The 16,801-nt window shown below is 54.5% G+C and carries 13 protein-coding genes; 6 read left to right on the forward strand and 7 right to left on the reverse strand.

Annotated elements, in window-relative coordinates:
• The first annotated feature begins 108 nt into the window (after window positions 1-108).
• On the forward strand, window positions 109-1,173 hold the full coding sequence (locus tag ACIQ20_RS04700) for a hypothetical protein (protein WP_395777852.1): 1,065 nt from the start codon (window positions 109-111) through the stop codon (window positions 1,171-1,173).
• 57 nt (window positions 1,174-1,230) lie between these two features.
• Here ACIQ20_RS04700 and ACIQ20_RS04705 read toward each other — a convergent pair whose 3' ends face one another.
• The 5 genes from ACIQ20_RS04705 to ACIQ20_RS04725 all read right to left on the reverse strand — a co-directional run bounded on the left by ACIQ20_RS04705 (window position 1,231) and on the right by ACIQ20_RS04725 (window position 9,932).
• A complete protein-coding gene (locus ACIQ20_RS04705; protein ID WP_395777854.1) occupies window positions 1,231-3,579 on the reverse strand; it encodes a transketolase in 2,349 nt (782 codons plus the stop codon).
• Between the two features lie 53 nt (window positions 3,580-3,632).
• On the reverse strand, window positions 3,633-6,767 hold the full coding sequence (locus ACIQ20_RS04710; RefSeq protein ID WP_395777856.1) for an efflux RND transporter permease subunit: 3,135 nt from the start codon (window positions 6,765-6,767) through the stop codon (window positions 3,633-3,635).
• Window positions 6,767-8,203, reverse strand: coding sequence for an efflux RND transporter periplasmic adaptor subunit (locus tag ACIQ20_RS04715; RefSeq protein WP_395777858.1), 1,437 nt, complete (start codon window positions 8,201-8,203; stop codon window positions 6,767-6,769). Before ACIQ20_RS04715 ends, ACIQ20_RS04710 begins: the two co-directional genes overlap by 1 nt.
• A 257-nt stretch (window positions 8,204-8,460) precedes the next feature.
• Window positions 8,461-8,913 (reverse strand): hypothetical protein, encoded by a 453-nt coding sequence (locus ACIQ20_RS04720; protein WP_395777860.1) that lies wholly within the window; start codon window positions 8,911-8,913, stop codon window positions 8,461-8,463.
• A gap of 251 nt (window positions 8,914-9,164) precedes the next feature.
• A complete protein-coding gene (locus ACIQ20_RS04725) occupies window positions 9,165-9,932 on the reverse strand; it encodes a class II aldolase/adducin family protein (RefSeq protein WP_395777880.1) in 768 nt (255 codons plus the stop codon).
• A 214-nt stretch (window positions 9,933-10,146) separates the two neighbouring features.
• Here ACIQ20_RS04725 and ACIQ20_RS04730 point away from each other — a divergent pair, with 214 nt between their 5' ends.
• The 4 genes from ACIQ20_RS04730 to ACIQ20_RS04745 all read left to right on the forward strand — a co-directional run bounded on the left by ACIQ20_RS04730 (window position 10,147) and on the right by ACIQ20_RS04745 (window position 13,837).
• On the forward strand, window positions 10,147-11,235 hold the full coding sequence (locus tag ACIQ20_RS04730; RefSeq protein ID WP_395777862.1) for a DUF2336 domain-containing protein: 1,089 nt from the start codon (window positions 10,147-10,149) through the stop codon (window positions 11,233-11,235).
• Window positions 11,236-11,300: 65 nt separating this feature from the next.
• Entirely contained in the window at window positions 11,301-12,083 is a 783-nt protein-coding gene (locus tag ACIQ20_RS04735; protein ID WP_395777864.1) for an NAD kinase, read from the forward strand.
• A gap of 128 nt (window positions 12,084-12,211) precedes the next feature.
• Complete coding sequence (locus ACIQ20_RS04740; RefSeq protein ID WP_395777866.1) at window positions 12,212-12,703, forward strand: Hpt domain-containing protein; 492 nt, start codon at window positions 12,212-12,214, stop codon at window positions 12,701-12,703.
• 159 nt (window positions 12,704-12,862) lie between these two features.
• A complete protein-coding gene (locus ACIQ20_RS04745; RefSeq protein WP_395777868.1) occupies window positions 12,863-13,837 on the forward strand; it encodes an EAL domain-containing protein in 975 nt (324 codons plus the stop codon).
• A 4-nt stretch (window positions 13,838-13,841) separates the two neighbouring features.
• Here the strand turns inward: ACIQ20_RS04745 and ACIQ20_RS04750 are convergent, their stop codons facing one another.
• A complete protein-coding gene (locus ACIQ20_RS04750; protein ID WP_395777870.1) occupies window positions 13,842-14,990 on the reverse strand; it encodes a DUF2336 domain-containing protein in 1,149 nt (382 codons plus the stop codon).
• A 149-nt stretch (window positions 14,991-15,139) separates the two neighbouring features.
• Here ACIQ20_RS04750 and ACIQ20_RS04755 point away from each other — a divergent pair, with 149 nt between their 5' ends.
• A complete protein-coding gene (locus tag ACIQ20_RS04755) occupies window positions 15,140-16,345 on the forward strand; it encodes a CaiB/BaiF CoA transferase family protein (RefSeq protein ID WP_395777872.1) in 1,206 nt (401 codons plus the stop codon).
• Here ACIQ20_RS04755 and ACIQ20_RS04760 read toward each other — a convergent pair.
• Window positions 16,342-16,779: a hypothetical protein gene (locus ACIQ20_RS04760; protein ID WP_395777874.1), complete on the reverse strand. Its 438-nt coding sequence runs from the start codon at window positions 16,777-16,779 to the stop codon at window positions 16,342-16,344. The two genes, ACIQ20_RS04755 and ACIQ20_RS04760, sit on opposite strands and share 4 nt — an antisense overlap.
• Window positions 16,780-16,801 lie beyond the last annotated feature (22 nt).

Here is a 16,801-nt window from a genome sequence, read left to right on the forward strand (position 1 = left end):
GGTTGCGATTCGGGCGCAACCTTGCGCTCTTACACTAGCATTCGCCTGCGCACAGGTCCAAACTTCGTGCATGCATTTGCCGCCTTTTGGTGATAGAAGATGTGGGCAATGACCGGAATGGATGATCCTCCCCCCATCAACCAGCTTCAAGGGCAAGATAGCGCCCGCCCATCTGGCATTCTCTCACCGCTATTGATGAAATTGGCCGTCATCGGCGTTATTTTGGGATGCGTGGGGGTGGTTGTAGCCCTCCTTATGCCCAAGCCCAATTATGAAGGGCGGCTGGTTGGGCAGATCGGTGATGTTCATATCTACGCGGTGCCACTCACGAGCAATGAAGAAAGTCTTGTTGTCTGGCGCAGCGGACGCAAACTGGATGCTCTTCCCGCCGATCCAGCTACCCCAATCCAGCAATTTGACCTCTCCTCCTCCGATCGTCAGGCCGCAGGGACACGCCATCCAGACCTTGTGGTAGACGGCTGGTCTGGCGGCATGCATTGCTGTCTCACCCGACTTCTCTTCGATGGACCAACCGGCGCGCTCATTGGAAGGCTGTCGTTGGGGGGAAGTGCCGCGTCGCGTTTCGTGCCGCTAAAGCGCGCAGACCCGTATCCCGCAGCATTCTTGGCTTATGATGATGCTACGCTTGATGGCCGCAGCGAGACATCAGGTGCCCCATTGGCCCCGATCTTGGTAGTCTGGCGTGGAAAGAACTTTGGGCTTTATGTTGAGGCGATGAAGGCTACAACGCCAGACAGTCCGCCGCCTTATCTTCTAGGGACTGAGTTCGAAGAGGCGCGATTAGAGCTTGCAACCACAGTGACTGCAGAGGCTGCCGGAACAAGAGGCGATATAGCGAAAGCGCTTAATCAAGCGGCCCAAACCCGCTTAGCTGAGATGCAAGCAGCCGCTCTAGACCCAGAAGATAACAGAAGCTATGCACCACTCATCAGTTTTCTCAATAACTATGTCTATAAAGGTCAAGCCGAAGCGGGGTTTGCCATAGTCAAGAAAGCACATGCGGCTTCACCTGACGCCCTCTACATCGCCTTGCAAACCTATGCTGAGCAAGTGCGACAGTCGCAATGGCTTGCGGACTTAAACGGCCTCAATGACGGCAAGCTAGAAGGCCTGTTAGACCAGATCGACCGACCCATGGAGGAAACACCATAGGCGCACCTAATACTTCTAGCCTTCATCCTTCCGAGGAAATTGCCAATGAGTAAATTCTCAGAAATGGAGATCGGCCGCCGCATCCAAAATGGCCTCGCAATCGAGGCGATAGGTCCGGTAAAGGTCCGGCAAATCGCCAGTCTGGCCGAACTGCTCTAAGCCCAGCGCACGAACCCGATGCCCAAGAACTGAGCCAACCCACGACAGGGCAGAGGGCGATCCATCCAGCAAGGTGATTAGTCCTGCACGCGCATGCAACGGGCTCAAAAGCTGTTCAATGTGACTGGCAAGACGTGGTCCACCTGTCCATCGCGCACGCCCTGATGCCGTCCAACCACGATGCAAAAGGTCTGGTGAGGTTACCGCGAGCACGCCCATACCCGGATAATCTTCCTTTAGCGCTTCAAATCCGGCCAACGCCTCGGGTGCCAAGGCCCCGCAATAGACCAACGCCAACTCTGCCCCGGGGCTGGGCTGAATCAACCAATAGGCACCTTGTAAAGCCCCCGTTTGCCAGCTGTTGTCGAGTCGAGCCGGCTGGTTAAGCAGGCGTGTCGACAGCCGGAAATAATGGCACCCGCCTGTCTCTTCCTGCAGATCGACAAAACTGTGGCGCATCAGAAGGGCCAATTCGTCAGCAAAGGCAGGCTCCCAATGAGTCAAGCCTGGCTGGCCCATGCCGATCAAGGGCGTGTTGATGGATTGATGCGCGCCTCCTTCGGGCCCGAGCGTTAGACCAGAAGGGGTTGAAACTAAGAGGAAGCGCGCATTTTGGTAAATCGCATAATTGAGCGCATCAAGGCCACGGGCGATGAACGGGTCATAAAGGGTGCCGATGGGAAACAGGCGCTCACCAAAATGCTCCCCCGCCAGACCAAAAGCGGCCAGATTCAGGAAGAGGTTATTCTCAGCAATGCCCAATTCGATATGCTGCCCTGCCCCGGACCCGGTCCAGATTTGCGGGCTGGCGATCTTCCGATCCTTGAACACATCCTTGGTGGCCGTGCGCGAGAACAAGCCCCGTCGGTTCACAAAGCCCCCAAGATTGGTGGAGACGGTCACATCTGGCGATGTCGTAACAATGCGGGCAGCAAAGTCGCTTTCGGTTTTAGCGATATCGGCAAGTATTTTGCCAAAAGCCGCCTGAGTAGCTTGCTGCTCCCCACTTGGTACTTCAAACGCGCCTGGGATGGCTACGGGTGCTGGTTGAAACCGTCGTTTCGCATCGGCTTGAAATGGAGCTTGTGCGATCAAGGCCCGCACCTCTGCTTCATGGGTAGGGCTTAACCCCGCTAGGGCCTCCCACTCTTGCCCCACTGGTATGCCAATGGATTGCCGTAAGACATCAATCTGATTGGGAGTCATTAAGCCGGAATGGTTGTCCTTGTGACCTTGAAACGGCAAACGCCAACCTTTGACAGTATAGGCGATGAACAATTTCGGTCGATCATCCAGAGCCGCTTGCTCAAACGCCTCGACCAAAGTTTCAAGGCAGTGGCCGCCCAGTTGCGTCATCAAATTCGACAGCGCAGCATCGTCATAGGTGCCGACCAAGTTCTGGCCCTCTAACGGCAAATCCTGCAGCAAACGCTCCCGCCAAGCAGCACCACCTTGATAGCTCAGCGCAGCGTAAAGGTCGTTTGGGCAGGTTTCAATCCAAGCCTGAAGCGATTGCCCGCCGGGCTTAGCAAAAGCCTCTAACTGGCGCTTTCCATATTTCAGGGTCATGACGTCCCAGCCGACGGTCTCAAATATATCGTCGAACCGATCCCACATTCGTTCGGAGGTCGTGGCGTCCAAGCTTTGGCGATTATAATCGACAATCCACCAAATGTTGCGCAGATCGTGCTTATAGGCCTCAATCAAGGCCTCATAAATATTGCCCTCATCGAGCTCAGCGTCCCCCAAAAGTGCGATCATCCGGCCCATGGATTCAGTGGGGACACGGCCACGGGCGGCGAGATAATCCTGCACCAAGGAGGCAAAAGCGGTTACAGCAACCCCCAAACCAACCGAGCCGGTGGAAAAATCGACGTCGTCTTTGTCCTTTGTCCTGCTTGGGTAGGATTGCGCGCCGCCTAGCCCCCGAAAACGCTCCAATTGATCGCGTGTTTGGCGGCCAAACAAATATTGAGCGCCATGGAAGACGGGGCTGGCGTGGGGTTTAACCGCTACCCGATCTTGTGGACGCAAGGCTTTGAAATAGAGCGCCGTCATCAGACTAGTCATAGAGGCACACGATGCCTGATGGCCGCCTACCTTCAGGCCATCGCGATTCGGGCGCAGATGATTGGCGTTATGAATGGTCCAAGAAGCCAACCAAAGAAGGCGTTCTTCCACGGTGGCGAGTGCTGAAAGCTCGCTTGGCGACAGTGAAGGCTTGGATACAGGAGCAATGGCGTTCATGCCCACACTTTAGCGTCACCTGCCAAATCCCGCCAGTGCTGGTTTTTGGCAAGTTATTCGGCAGCGGCGGCTTGCGCCTGAGTCTCGCTACGCTCAAAGTCCTCAATCGCCTTGGCCCGCGCTTCAGGACTGCCGGTAAAGCGGGCGAGCATCATGTAAACGACGGGCACGACATAAAGCGTCAAAGCTGTCGCACACAGCACACCAAACACCACCACAACCCCGATATTGGCGCGCGCTTCACTTCCAGCCCCGGTCGATAAAGCCAAAGGCAAGGCCCCGGCGACAGTAGCAACAGAGGTCATGAAAATCGGGCGCAATCTCAAGTCAGCAGCTTCAGCAATCGCGTCACGAACTGAACGACCTTCATCGCGCAATTGATTAGCGAATTCAACGATCAAGATACCGTTCTTTGCTGCCAAAGCGACGAGGATAATCAAACCAATCTGGGAATAAATGTTGAGCGTAAAGCCCGCCGCATAAAGCCCGAACAATCCCCCGGCTATGGCCAGCGGCACGGTGATCATAATGGTTATGGGATGGACGAAGCTTTCAAACTGCGCAGCCAACGTCAGAAACACGATCAAAATCGCCAAAGCAAACGCAAAGCCGATGGCGGAACCGGCTTCTTTGAATTGTTGCGATTGGCCGGTGTAATCGATCTTCATATCTGGCTTCATATCTGCAGCAGCGGCTTCTTCTAGCCACTTAACTGCCTCCCCGATGGAGTAGCCTTTATTGAGATTGGCGATAATCGTGACAGCGCGCAATTTGTTGACGCGGGGCAAATCATCTGTTCCACCTAAATTCTTGGTGGTCACAAGGTTGGATAGGGGGACAAGCTCCCCGGTGCGATCAGACCGCACATAGATCCGGCCAAGTGCTTCAACACTTTGCCGCTCGCGCCGATCGACCTGAAGAATGACATCATATTCTTCGCCATCGGCAGGATAAGTCCCAACCCGACGTAAGCCTGTGGTGGCCTCCAACGTGCGGCCTATCGACTGGACTGAGACGCCGAGCGCGGCTGCCCGCTCGCGATTAATGGCAATCTCAATCTTGGGCGAGATCGGCTCATAATTCATCCGAATGCGCGCAAAGCCCTCATTCGCGCGGCCTTTGGCGACAATCTTTTCAGCAACGGCTGCTAATTCCAAATAGTCGCTGCCGCCTAAAACAATGGCTACGCCATCATTTCCACCGCCCCGACCGCTCGAAAAGGCATTCTGCATGGACGCGCGGAATTGCGCGCCAGGGATGCCAGCTAGCTTGCGATTAAGCTCATCGACAATCTCATTGCCATCTCGGCGCGTGCCCCATTCGGCCAAGAAAACGCGACTGAGGCCGCGATTCATCCGGTTGGTGCCCTGATCTTGAAAGTTTGGCGCAATGACAAGAGTCCGAGACGCCTCACCGCTTTTGACATATTCAGCAAGAACGGGTTCGATTTTGGCGACTATCTGACGGGTATAGGCAAAGCCTGCACCCTCAGGCCCACTGAATTGCACAGTGATATTGCCGCGGTCTTCAAGGGGGATAAGCTCATTGGGTAGCTTAGTTGCAAAAAACCATGCCGCTAAGATTGCGACGCCCATAACTGCAAAGGCTGTCTTCGGGGCTTTCAAGCTGGCTTTGACGGAGGTCGCATAGGACCCACGTACCGCGTCAAACGATTTGTCGATGAAGGCAGAAAGCTTGTTGGACTTGTCAGCGGGTTTCAACAAAAGCGAACCCATCATGGGCGTCAACGTCAGCGCCACAAAGGCAGAAATCGTCACTGCGGAGGCAATTGTCACGGCCAGCTCAACAAACAAGCGACCAACGAAACCACCCGTAAACAGAAGCGGCGTGAAGACGGACACCAAAACCGCTGTTGTCGCAATGACGGCAAAGGCAACTTGGTTGGTACCACGCTGTGCAGCAATTAGAGCAGGCTCACCTTGGTCAATCCGGCGCTGGATATTTTCTAAAACCACAATCGAATCATCGACAACCAAACCAATGGCGAGAACCAGTGCCAAGAGCGTGATCAGATTGATTGAGAATCCAAAGACGCCCAAAACACCAAACGTCGCGATCAAGCAAACAGGAATGGTTGCGGCCGGCAATAGAGCGGCGCGGAACGAACCCAAAAACAAGAAGATCACGAGGATCACCAAAACAACCGCTTCGGCCATCGTAGTCCAAACGCCAGAAATCGCGCGCTCGATAAAGACTGTCGAGTCAAATGCAACAACGATTGTTGTGCCCTTCGGCAGGGTCTTGGCAATGACATCGTTTTGCGCTCGTATGGCCTTGGCGACCTCGAGCGCATTGGCATTGGATTGGCGGACAATGCCAAGCCCGACCTGATTTACGCCATTGCCCCGGAAGATCCGGCGGTCATCTTCAGGTTCGACGGCAACACGCGCGACATCTTCCAAGCGGGTAACCCGCCCATCACCACTGCGCCCAATTGGCATACGCCGGAACTCTTCAGCGGTGCGATACCCGCGAGCAATCCGCATCGTATAGTCGCGCTGTTGGCCTTCAATAGTCCCCGCCGGCAATTCAACGTTTTGAACGCGCAAGGCGGCGTCAACATCATCAGGTGTTAGACCCCGCGCAGCGAGCGCTTCGGTATCGAGCCAAACCCGCATGGATTGGCGCAGGCCGCCAAACACACGAACTGTGGCGACTCCATCGATCGCGCTTAAGCGGTCAACCAATGTCCGCTCAGCAAAACTCGTCAATTGTCCTGTCGTCAAATTGCTTGACGCCAAATTGAGGAACATAATAGGCTCTGAGTCAGCATCAGATTTTTCCACTTGTGGCGGATCTACGCCCTGCGGCAGGCGGTTTTGGATCCGGCTGACCGCGGCGCGGACGTCATTGGCAGCTTCGTCCAAATTCCGCGATAGCTTAAATTCAACCCGAATGGACGAACGACCATCGCGGCTTGAAGCCTGAATTGAGGCGAGCCCCTCTATACCGGTCAACTGGTCTTCGATAATTTGGGTGATCCGGGTCTCAACAATATCCGATGAAGCGCCGCGATACTGGGTGGTAATAGAAACAATTGGGGGATCAACCGCAGGCAACTCACGCAAGGGCAAGGTACGAAAGGCAATCAAGCCGAACGCGATCAACAGCAGGCTGGCCACTGTGGCCAGGACTGGGCGCTTGACTGAGACGTCAGCTAGAAACATCAGCCGCCACGCCCATCTGACTTAGCGGCCGTGGGAGCTGCTTTGGTATCGGCAGACTTCGCAACCGGTGCGCCGCCACCAACTGGCTTAATGCCTTGGCCATCCCGCAGGCCAACCAGGCCTTCAGTGATCACCATTGCATTAGCAGGTATGCCGCTGATAATTTCGGCAAAGCCATCACGGCGCATCCCAATGCTAACAGGTATGCGCTTTGCCTTCTGCCCATCCTTCCCATCGCTTTGAGCGATGAAAACAAAGCTCGCATTGCCTTCTTCTAAGAGCGCAACCTCGGGCACGGCCGGCATGCGCCGGTCTGATGTCATCAAATCAACACTCATCAACATTCCTGGGCGCAATCGACCGTCATTATTGGGAATATAAGCGCGTGCCCGAATAGATCGCGACCTAGGGTCGATGCGTGTGTCAACAAAGCGAACCGTCGCCTTATAGAGCTGGTCAGGTATCGCCGTTGAGCGGATCGCGACTTCTGTGCCCACCTGCAGCGAGTTGATCCGAGTTTCTGGAACGTCAAAGTCAACTTTAATCTGGGAGATATCGTCCAAGGTCGCTAATACATCGCCGGGGCGGGCCAATTGGCCGGGACTAACGGTACGCAGTCCGATCCGGCCAGCGAATGGTGCGCGAATGATCCGGTCAGACAAGCGTGACTGCACCGAATTAGACCGGCTCGCGACGCTTTGAGCGCGTGCGCGGGAGGATTGGGCGCGCTGGTCGACGCTTTGAGCACGCCTGGTAAGCGCATTTGCCCGTGCTTTTTGCGTTTCGATCCGTTGCGAGGCACCTTCGGCACGCTCTTTGGCCACTTGAAAACGCGACTCGGCTGCCTGCATTTGCGCAAGTGCTGAATCTAGCCGGGCTTTTGACGCAAAGCCCCGATCGGCCAGAGCGGTCACGCGGTCAAAGTTCAACTTAGCTTCGCTGCGAACGGCCTCGGCTTCTGCAATGCCCGCGCGCGCTGCTTCAAGGTCACGACTGACAGCATTGATTTCATTATAGGCTGCATCTGCTTCAGCTCGCGCGGCGGCCGCTTCTTGATAGACACCGTCCGCGTCATCGAAGGCAGCGGCAACATCATTGCGAGCGCCCCCAAGGTCGGCTGATTGCTCGGTCCGGGCCAGAACAATCAAAATAGCCCCACGCGCCACATTTTGACCGCTCTCAAATCGAACTTCGTCGACAACATCTTGAACTTTGGATGTTACGGTGATGGATTCATTGGCTAAAGCCGTTCCAGGAATCTCAACACGATCTGAAAACGTGCGCACTTCGGCTTTAGCCAAAGTGACATTGGCAGGCCGCGCCCCGCCTTTACCGGCTCCGCCCTTGCCTTGGCTTGCAGAGGCACCAGAAGACGCGCCACCTATGCTTGATTTACCGAACAGGCCTACTTCTTTGAGGAGGACGAACGCAAACATGGCGACAAAAGCCGCCCCCGCCCATGCAAAGAGAAAATGTCGTCTTAGAAATTCAGGCAAAACGAGTGTCTCCGAGACAGGCTTTTCTTGGAATTTATAGCTTGAGCGTTAGAACCTTAGTGTGACGGTAAGCGCCTTGTCATTATATTCACCTGCACTTTTATTGCTTCTGCCGCAACATGGACGCTTCGGCATCAGATTGTGCACACCCACAATTTGCCTCTTGAAGGCTTATAGCAATGGGATTGTCTTCCCAGTCAAAACTTCTGCCAGAGGCCGACCACCAAGCCGCGGTCTGCAGAAACCGCGCTTTGGTCAAAAGACTTTCTCCAGCCGAGTTCCAAGGCTAGTGTGTCAGAAATGGGTCGAATATAACTGATTTGCGCCCGGACAATCGCCTTCGTGCAACCATTCCCCTCCCCAAAAGCCTTCAGGATAAATCGTTGTTTTTTAGACATATTCAAGCCAAGGGTGGCATCAAATCGGCTTCCAATGCCAGGTTCGCTGCAGGTTCGCGAAGCCGCTTCAATGTTGACCCAGCCTTTTTCTCGAAAACTTTTACCGACAGCGACACGCGTCTCGACGCCAAATGCCCGTTCGCTTTGATTTTGTGTTTTGGGAATAGAGAATCCGCTGACTTGTGTGGAGATTGCAATCGTTTTCCCAACATAGATTTTGCGTCGTGCCCCCACCTGCATTTCATCCAACACCCATGAGTCATTTGGCGATTAAACGGCTGAGCTTAGCGATGGAGCGACAACAACAGCCCAACCTCGCTTCAGCCCATATTCTCCATAGAACTCAAACGAAGTTCCAGCCTGTGCTTGGTCGGTTTTGACTTCAACTAAGTTGGCAATCAGCACGCCATGTTGCGGGGCCAGCAGCCATGCACCAGAGGAGGCGGCCGACGGTGCAACGCCGACCCACCCAAAACTCAGCCAAACCAAAAGCCTAAATCGATCTAAGTGTTGAACCCGGGAGATTGGCGTGCCACCTTGCGTAACAGGCCCGGCCACGCCAACATTCCGCCAAGTGCCTGAGTGAATGCAGGTTTGACTTGCTGGCCCACCCGCTCTTCCATCGCCTCATCACAGGTCAAAAGTTCGCCGCCAGATTGGGCGAGGACCTGCATCTTGCAAGCGCGTTCTAAGTAAAACATCCGCATAAAGGCCGAAGCAGCAGACTCACCTACGGTCAACGTGCCGTGATTACGCAACAACATAAAATTCTTGGAGCCAATGTCATGCACCAAGCGCTCGCGCTCATCTAAGTCGAGGGCAACGCCTTCATAGTCATGATAGGCAAGATCAGCGGTGCAAGCCATGGCTGTCTGTGAAATGGGCAACAACCCCCCTTTCTGCGCGCTGACAGCTACACCCGCATCGCTATGACAATGGATGACGCACATAGCGTCCTCACGGGCGGCATGGATAGCAGAGTGAATGGTAAAGCCTGCTGGATTGATGAAATAGGGCGTAGGCTCAATGACGTTCCCATTCAGGTCGACCTTCACCAAGGAAGAAGCGGTGATCTCGTCAAACATAAAGCCGTATGGGTTGATCAAAAAGTGGTGATCTGGCCCCGGCAGACGCAGAGAGATATGGGTGAAAATCATATCATCCCAACCATAAAGCGCGATCAGACGATAAAGAGCGGCACAGTCGACACGCGCGCGCCACTCAGCATCATCCACTCTTTCGCCATAGATCGGGGCAACACTGGCCATCATACCGGTTAGTGCAGGAGCTGCACCTGCTGGCAAAGCAGAACCACCTCGCGCGCTTGTATTCTGGCTATGTGCGTTCATCAGACGTTACCTCCATTATCGGGGCGGCACTTTTGCCCCACTTTGATTTTCGGTCAAGTTACCTGCAGAAACTTTGCGTTTCTACAAATGCCATTTACATTCTGGTAACCACACCAACCCTACCCATCATACCGTAATGGGAAATAATAGCACCAACCATCCCCTCATTTCTCTCGCGGAAAACAGTTCACGCGAAGCACGCGAGGCGTTGGTTGCGGCCACTGCCGCACAGTTCCTCGATACCGGCGATGAAGCCAGCTTGATGGAGCGGACTTTATTCTCCGATATCCTCGTCAAACTCTACAATTTTGCGCGGCAAGAGGTAAGGCTCAAGCTATCGGCAACTTTGGCCATGGCCGATTGGGCCCCGATTGAGTTGGTTCGAGAACTGGCAATGGATTCCTTTGAAATCGCACAGCCGATTCTGGCTTTTTGCCCGATCCTCAATGACGATATCCTTGTTGAGGTTGTTAAGGCGTGCGGGTTTGAGCATCGCATGACGATTGCGGAACGGTCTTGTATTGGAGAATCGGTTTCTCAAAGCCTGATTGAGACCGAAGACAAGAAGATCCTCAGCAACTTGGCAGCAAATGTTACAGCTCGGATCGCCGTCAACGATTTTGAGCGCGCCATGAACGTGCTGTCGGAGACACCAGACACACTCAATTCCCTCATCACCCGCCATGACTTGCCGCCTAGCTTGGTTGCTGCGGCCTTTGCAATTGCCGGCGCGGAGGCCCGCGACGCGATCACAGCCCGTGTATCCTCACGAATTGCCAGCCGTTTGATAAATGTGGTTGGCGATTCTACGGCGGCAGTAGCTGCGAAAGCCACGAAAAGTGCCTTCCACCATCCTATGCCCGAGAATGTGGTTGAGAACGTGCGCAAAACCGCTCGTAATCTTGATGTAAAGCCAACCCCTGGTTTCTTGGTTGCAGCTTTGATGCGCGGAGAGCGCGAGCATTTTGTGCGCGGCATCGCCCGTATTTTGGAGCTGCCGGTTGCAGGCGTAAGCCGGAAGCTGGTAAATGCCGAGACAGAAAGCATTGCGCTGGCTGCGCGAGCTGCTAACTTTGATTCCTCGATTGTTCGAACCATTTACGAGACTTTGGAAGTACGTTCGATTCCTTGGACCATCGGTGACGATCGCACAGTTGCCCTCATCTGGATGCGCTGTTCCCCTGGTGCAGCGCGCACTGCCTTTGCAAAAGGCATGACCGACTAATAAAGAGTAGAAGCTGCTTTCTTCTCATTCTAGAGGAGTGGTTAGACTTTGGTTGGGTAGAGTCCATGACGCCATCACGCAGACGCCTTGAACGCATTGCCTTTGTTGCCAGCGCTCGACCCGAAGCACGCGAAGCCATGATGCGCATGCGTCATCTTTACGGCTCGGTCAAAGAAAGCGACGCGGATGTCATTGTGGCTCTAGGAGGCGATGGCTTGATGCTGGAAACCCTTAGACGTCACATGGAGGACGGGATCCCTGTGTTTGGTCTAAACCAAGGCACAATCGGTTTTTTGATGAATGATTACCGTGAGGGCGATTTACCTGATCGGATCGCGGCGGCCAAAGCATCGGTCATCCATCCTTTACGTATGGCCACAGTTCAAGTCGATGGCCAGGTTCACGACCATGTTGCGATCAATGAAGTGTCGCTGCTCCGCCAAACCCATCAGACCGCAAGGCTGAGGATCGTGGTTGATGAAGCAGAACGCCTTAATGAGATCATTTGTGACGGGGTCTTGGTGGCAACACCAGCTGGCAGTACCGCTTATAATCTCTCCGCTCACGGCCCGATCCTACCTTTAGGATGTGGCTTGTTGGCATTGACACCTATTAGTGTTTTTCGTCCACGCCGGTGGCGCGGTGCATTGCTGCGGCGAGAATCGTACGTGCGGTTTGAAGTTCTCGACGCTGACTTACGTCCAGTTGCGGCATCTGCCGACAGTCAAGAAGTCCGCAATGTCGCCAGCGTCAGTATCCGTGAAGATCGCTCTCGTAGCATGGTGATGTTGTTTGACCCGGACCGGTCGCTTGATGAACGCATGCTCGCCGAACAATTTGCGCAGTGATTCAACCTATTTGCTCAACCAACGCCAACTACCCAACGGTACTAGCTTAAAATCAACAGCCCAAACCTTGGCCTTTCATAATCTATTAAATGCAATTCGATAGACTCTGTCAGATAGTGGAGTTTAAGATGGCAAGCCAAGACGACCAAGTTGAATTTATCTCGCCACCCAATCGTTTGAAAGCGAAACTAGGTAATCGTCTTGGCGGGTTTGACGCTGCAGCGATTGCGCGGGCCGAAGCCGCTCTTGCATCCATGTCGGACCAATTTGGCGGCTGGCTCAATGATGAGCTGGTAAAGCTCGAAGCAGCCTATGCCATCGTCAATAAGCCAGGTTCGGGCGAACATGAACTTGAAGAGTTTTATCGCCGCGCCCATGACCTTAAGGGCTTGGGTGCCACGTACGGGTTCCCAATTGTTTCGCAATTTGCAGCCTCTTTGTGTAAGTTGATCGATAGTCCAGAAGGTCGCGCACAAGCCCCTCGCCAAATTCTGGATGCCCACGTTGGCGCGATCATTGCTGCGGTTAAGCAAAACATCAAAGATAGCGACCATCCAATCGGCAAAGCCTTGTTGATCGAGTTACAGACACAAGTGAATCGCTACGCCGCCAGCCAATAGTCGGCCCTAACTTTTTCAATGCATTTGAACCCGGCCCTATGGTCGGGTTTTTGTTGGAATTACGAATAAAATTGTCCCGGGTGACCTGACCGCCGCTTAAGCCCTCCATGCTAATAGACCCCAGTTCGATATGCGGGCATGGGGGTCGAGATAGAGCCGATGGTAACGCAGGTGGTTTCCTTAGCGCGCGTTGAATTGCTTCAAAGCCTTGCTGCTGGCGAGATTCAATTGGCTTTTCAGCCGCAAGTCGAGTTGTCCACCAAGAAAATTGTCGCGTTCGAAGGTGTGGCCCGTTGGCACCATCCAAAGCTTGGTATTTTGTCTCCGGGTCTGTTTTTTAGCCTTGCCGCAAAGGAAGGCCTGATTGGCGTTATGAGCCGCACATTGGCCGCCCAGGCTGCTCGCGCGATTTATACGTGGCGCAACCATGGTTATGGTATCGATGTCGCCATCAATATTTCCATGACGGACGTTCTGGACCCGGGTTTTGCGCGTGATCTGGCCGATTGTGTGGCGAGTGAAGGTGCCAAAGCGGAGTGGATTGTCCTCGAGATAGACGAAGAGGAATTGACCTGCACCGGCAATCAAGGCCTTGCCTGCTTGGAGATATTGGCAGGATTCGGCTTTAAGATCGCCCTTGATGCGAAGGGGCCACCAAGCCTTGCCCTTGATAAACGGGCGCGTGCCCTCTTCTGCCAGCTTAAGTGTGGTGGCTCCACGATGCTAACGGTGGCAAGCCGGCTTCATTCGGTCGGTGCCAGTGCATTCATGCGCCGAATTCAAGCCGCCCAAGGTGCTGGGATGCCGGTTGTTGCGGTTGGGGCAGAGTCTTCCAAGGCCATTCGCCAATGTTATCAGATTGGTTTCACACGCCTTCAAGGCCACTTTGTGTCTCTGCCCCTGAGCTTTCAGTCAGCGTCACAAATGCTGCTCGAGCAGCCGTCTGGACTGGAAGCCGATGATGAACCTCTACCAGGGGCTGAAGCTGGAACACCCACTTTAGAAATAGCTTTGGAGTCTGCTCAAGAGCCAGAGTTAGACGAGCAAACGTCAAAACTGCCTTATAGGCCGCTCCAGCTTTTCAGCTTCGAGGAATTGACGGAAGCGGATCAAGTAGGCTCGGAAGCTGCTTGAAGGTCTAGCCAGCAGCAAGGCGCTTTTCTTCGGCCTCTTCGCGAACATAGTCGAGCTTTTCGAGTAGATAGTTCAAATCCTCGTCAGGAATCGACTGGAAGCGCGTCAACACACGCTCAATCATGCGCTTACGGAAGCGGGTACGATCATCAGCCGTGCCATCAAACTCCGTCTCATGGAGGACCTCGATGGCAGCCCGGAAAGCGGGATAGAGGCTAGGCGGCATACTAGCCCGCTCAAAAATGGCGCGCAGCCCCATAGTGCCGCCGTCGTGAACCAATAGCCAAGCTTTGTTGTGGGGAATCCCTGCCAGTTCAGCAAAGGCATATTCGACCAAGCGCACTTCGCCTTGACACAGCGCACGCAGCACAAAGCTGGGTGTCAAGCGGCCATTGAGATGCAATTGTTGGATGTAGCGCTTCATGTCCGCTTGCAGGCCAGCCTGCGCGATCAAATCAATTCCGGCGCGCTCACGTGTGTTCGTCGCCAGATCAATTGCCATCTGTGGCGGCATAGCATGTTTTTCGACCAACCGATCAAACAACTCACCAGTCAGGCGAGCCGCCAATTTTTCAGAGACCAACACAGGCAGAATTGGCCGCTCAACCATGGCTACCTTCAATGCGTGCACAGTCGGGAACCGATCCAAGGCGCGGGTCATGCCCACCTCATTGAACTCAGCCCCTTCATTATGAAGCGCTTCAATAATGGCCCCATCAACGCCAAAGGTACACAGAGCCGTCGTTACAGTCTCCGATAGGCTCTCTCGACGGGCGATCGCATATTGGCGTGCGGGCTCGGCAGATTCGAGGATCTCAACCAAATCCTCATCACTGAGCACCGGTGAACTTTCCAAGAGCGGCACCGCAATCGATTCAATATCGCGCGCAAGTTTTGATGCAATTTCAGGAGGTAAGTTGGGTGATGCCTTCAAGGTCACGGCCAATGCCCGGCGCACACGCTCTGCGGCGCCAGTAACAACGATCTGCAGAATTTGCTCCGCATAAGCGCGTTCTTCATCCGTCAGTGTCACCGTATCGATGCGTCGACAGAGGCGATAACACGCCAAAGCACGATCTTCATCGGTATCGCCTTTGATTAAAGCCCGAATGTCTGCTTCACTCAGATTTACGCGTAGCGTTGAAACGCCCATGACACATCGCTCCCAGAACCACATTTGCCGTGATTCGCAACACAGCTAAGGTGCTCTGTTAGGGTTAATGGCGTCTTTACACAGGTAAACACTTCGGCTGTTGTAATGCAGGTCACGTATAAAAATCAAAATCTTCGGGGGAACACATTATGCTGCTTAAGGGTCTAAAGGTCATCGAATATGCCACGTATATCGCAGCACCGGGTGCAGGCGGCTTGATGGCCGATTGGGGGGCAGACGTCATCAAGATCGAGCCTCCTGGCGGTGACCCGATCCGCCGCTTCTTCGATACAATTGGCTCTGACATCGCAGAGAACCCTGTTTTTGACCTCGATAATCGAGGTAAGCGTTCAATCATCATTGATACGGCGCAGGACGAGGGCCGCGATCTGGTTCGCAAATTAGTCCAAGAGGCCGATGTCTTTATCACCAATGTGCGCCCGGGCGGCCTTACCCGCGCTGGCCTTGATTATGCCGCGCTGTCTGCCGTGAATCCTCGCCTGATCTATGCCAATGTTACCGGTTATGGCCTTGAAGGCCCAGATGTGGACCGCGCTGGCTTTGATGTGGCTGCATTCTGGTCGCGCTCTGGCTGGGCCCGACTGACGGCACCAAAAGGGGTTGAGCCCTTTCCAATTCGCACCGGCGTCGGCGATCATATCTGCTCGCTTTCAACTGTTGCGGGTATCTTGGCCGCGGTGCATGGCCGCCATAGCACGGGCAAAGGGCAGCATGTCGATGCGTCACTGCTGCGCGCTGGCACCTATACATTGGGGTCGGACATGTCGATCCAGATGCGCTTTGGTAGGTTGGCCTCAACCCGTCCGCGGTTTGAGGCGGTCAATCCTTTGGCCAACTTCTTTCAGTGCCGCGATGGTCGCTGGCTGACCCTCCTGCCCCGGCAAGGAACCGCCGATTGGCCGGGCTTCTGCCAAGCCTTGAGCCTTGAAGGCCTGCAGCATGATCCCCGCTTTGCGACTTCAAAAGCACGGCGGGAAAATGGGCCAACGCTGGTAGCCTTAATGGATGAAGTCTTTGCGGCCCGCGACTTTGCCAATATTGCGAGCCGCTTGGACGCCCATGACCTCGTTTGGGCTCCCGTGCAAAGCCCCGCAGAAACCGTTGCTGACCCGCAATTTTTGGCCGCTGGTGGCATGACCCAGATTGACGATGGGCAAGGCGGATCGAGAGCCTCGCCCTCTGGCCCCATCCGTTTCCCTGGTATTCCTGAAGCAAACAAACGATCTGTGCCCACACCCGGTAAGGATGCGCGCGCGGTTCTGGCCGAAGCCGGCTTTAGTGCTGAGGAGATCGAAGGCCTTTTGGCGAGCGCAACGGTCTCCGAGAAGCTCTAATCTCCGTCGGTGGCCTGCTCGGGGACAGGCCACCATAAGGGGCCCACGGCAATTAAAAGTACAAGAATGTTGATCACCGCGTTGGAAGGATTGCCAGAAGTAATAGACCCCGCACTGTCGAGGCAGAACCACGTAATAATGCCTGCTAAAGCAGTCCGACGCACAGCTTCAGGCGCGTGATCATAGACCCAGATCGATAAACACCAGATCATCACGCCCCAACCTGCCAGAAAGCCCCCAGTCAGGGCTGATAGAAAGCGGGTATCAGGTGAGGCATAGGTAGTCGCCCCATCCAGCGGCCAACTGAGCAAATCCAATGTCCACCGCGCAGGCTCCATCGTCGCTGCCATAGTTCCTAAAAAGAACACAGGTCCGAAGGAACCGACAACGATGGCTGTGACCTTCAGCCAGAACTTATGAAAAGCGTGGCTCACTTCCCCTCACCCGGTCGGCCAT

The sequence above is a fragment of the Aquidulcibacter sp. genome (assembly GCF_044346625.1).
Lineage (GTDB): Bacteria > Pseudomonadota > Alphaproteobacteria > Caulobacterales > Aquidulcibacteraceae > Aquidulcibacter.

Coding starts and splice junctions, on each gene's coding strand:
- ACIQ20_RS04700 (WP_395777852.1), top strand. CDS start 109: ATGACCGGAATGGATGATCCTCCCCCCATCAACCAGCTTCAAGGGCAA.
- ACIQ20_RS04705 (WP_395777854.1), bottom strand. CDS start 3,579: ATGAACGCCATTGCTCCTGTATCCAAGCCTTCACTGTCGCCAAGCGAG.
- ACIQ20_RS04710 (WP_395777856.1), bottom strand. CDS start 6,767: ATGTTTCTAGCTGACGTCTCAGTCAAGCGCCCAGTCCTGGCCACAGTG.
- ACIQ20_RS04715 (WP_395777858.1), bottom strand. CDS start 8,203: ATGTTTGCGTTCGTCCTCCTCAAAGAAGTAGGCCTGTTCGGTAAATCA.
- ACIQ20_RS04725 (WP_395777880.1), bottom strand. CDS start 9,932: ATGATGGCCAGTGTTGCCCCGATCTATGGCGAAAGAGTGGATGATGCT.
- ACIQ20_RS04730 (WP_395777862.1), top strand. CDS start 10,147: ATGGGAAATAATAGCACCAACCATCCCCTCATTTCTCTCGCGGAAAAC.
- ACIQ20_RS04735 (WP_395777864.1), top strand. CDS start 11,301: ATGACGCCATCACGCAGACGCCTTGAACGCATTGCCTTTGTTGCCAGC.
- ACIQ20_RS04740 (WP_395777866.1), top strand. CDS start 12,212: ATGGCAAGCCAAGACGACCAAGTTGAATTTATCTCGCCACCCAATCGT.
- ACIQ20_RS04745 (WP_395777868.1), top strand. CDS start 12,863: ATGGTAACGCAGGTGGTTTCCTTAGCGCGCGTTGAATTGCTTCAAAGC.
- ACIQ20_RS04750 (WP_395777870.1), bottom strand. CDS start 14,990: ATGGGCGTTTCAACGCTACGCGTAAATCTGAGTGAAGCAGACATTCGG.
- ACIQ20_RS04755 (WP_395777872.1), top strand. CDS start 15,140: ATGCTGCTTAAGGGTCTAAAGGTCATCGAATATGCCACGTATATCGCA.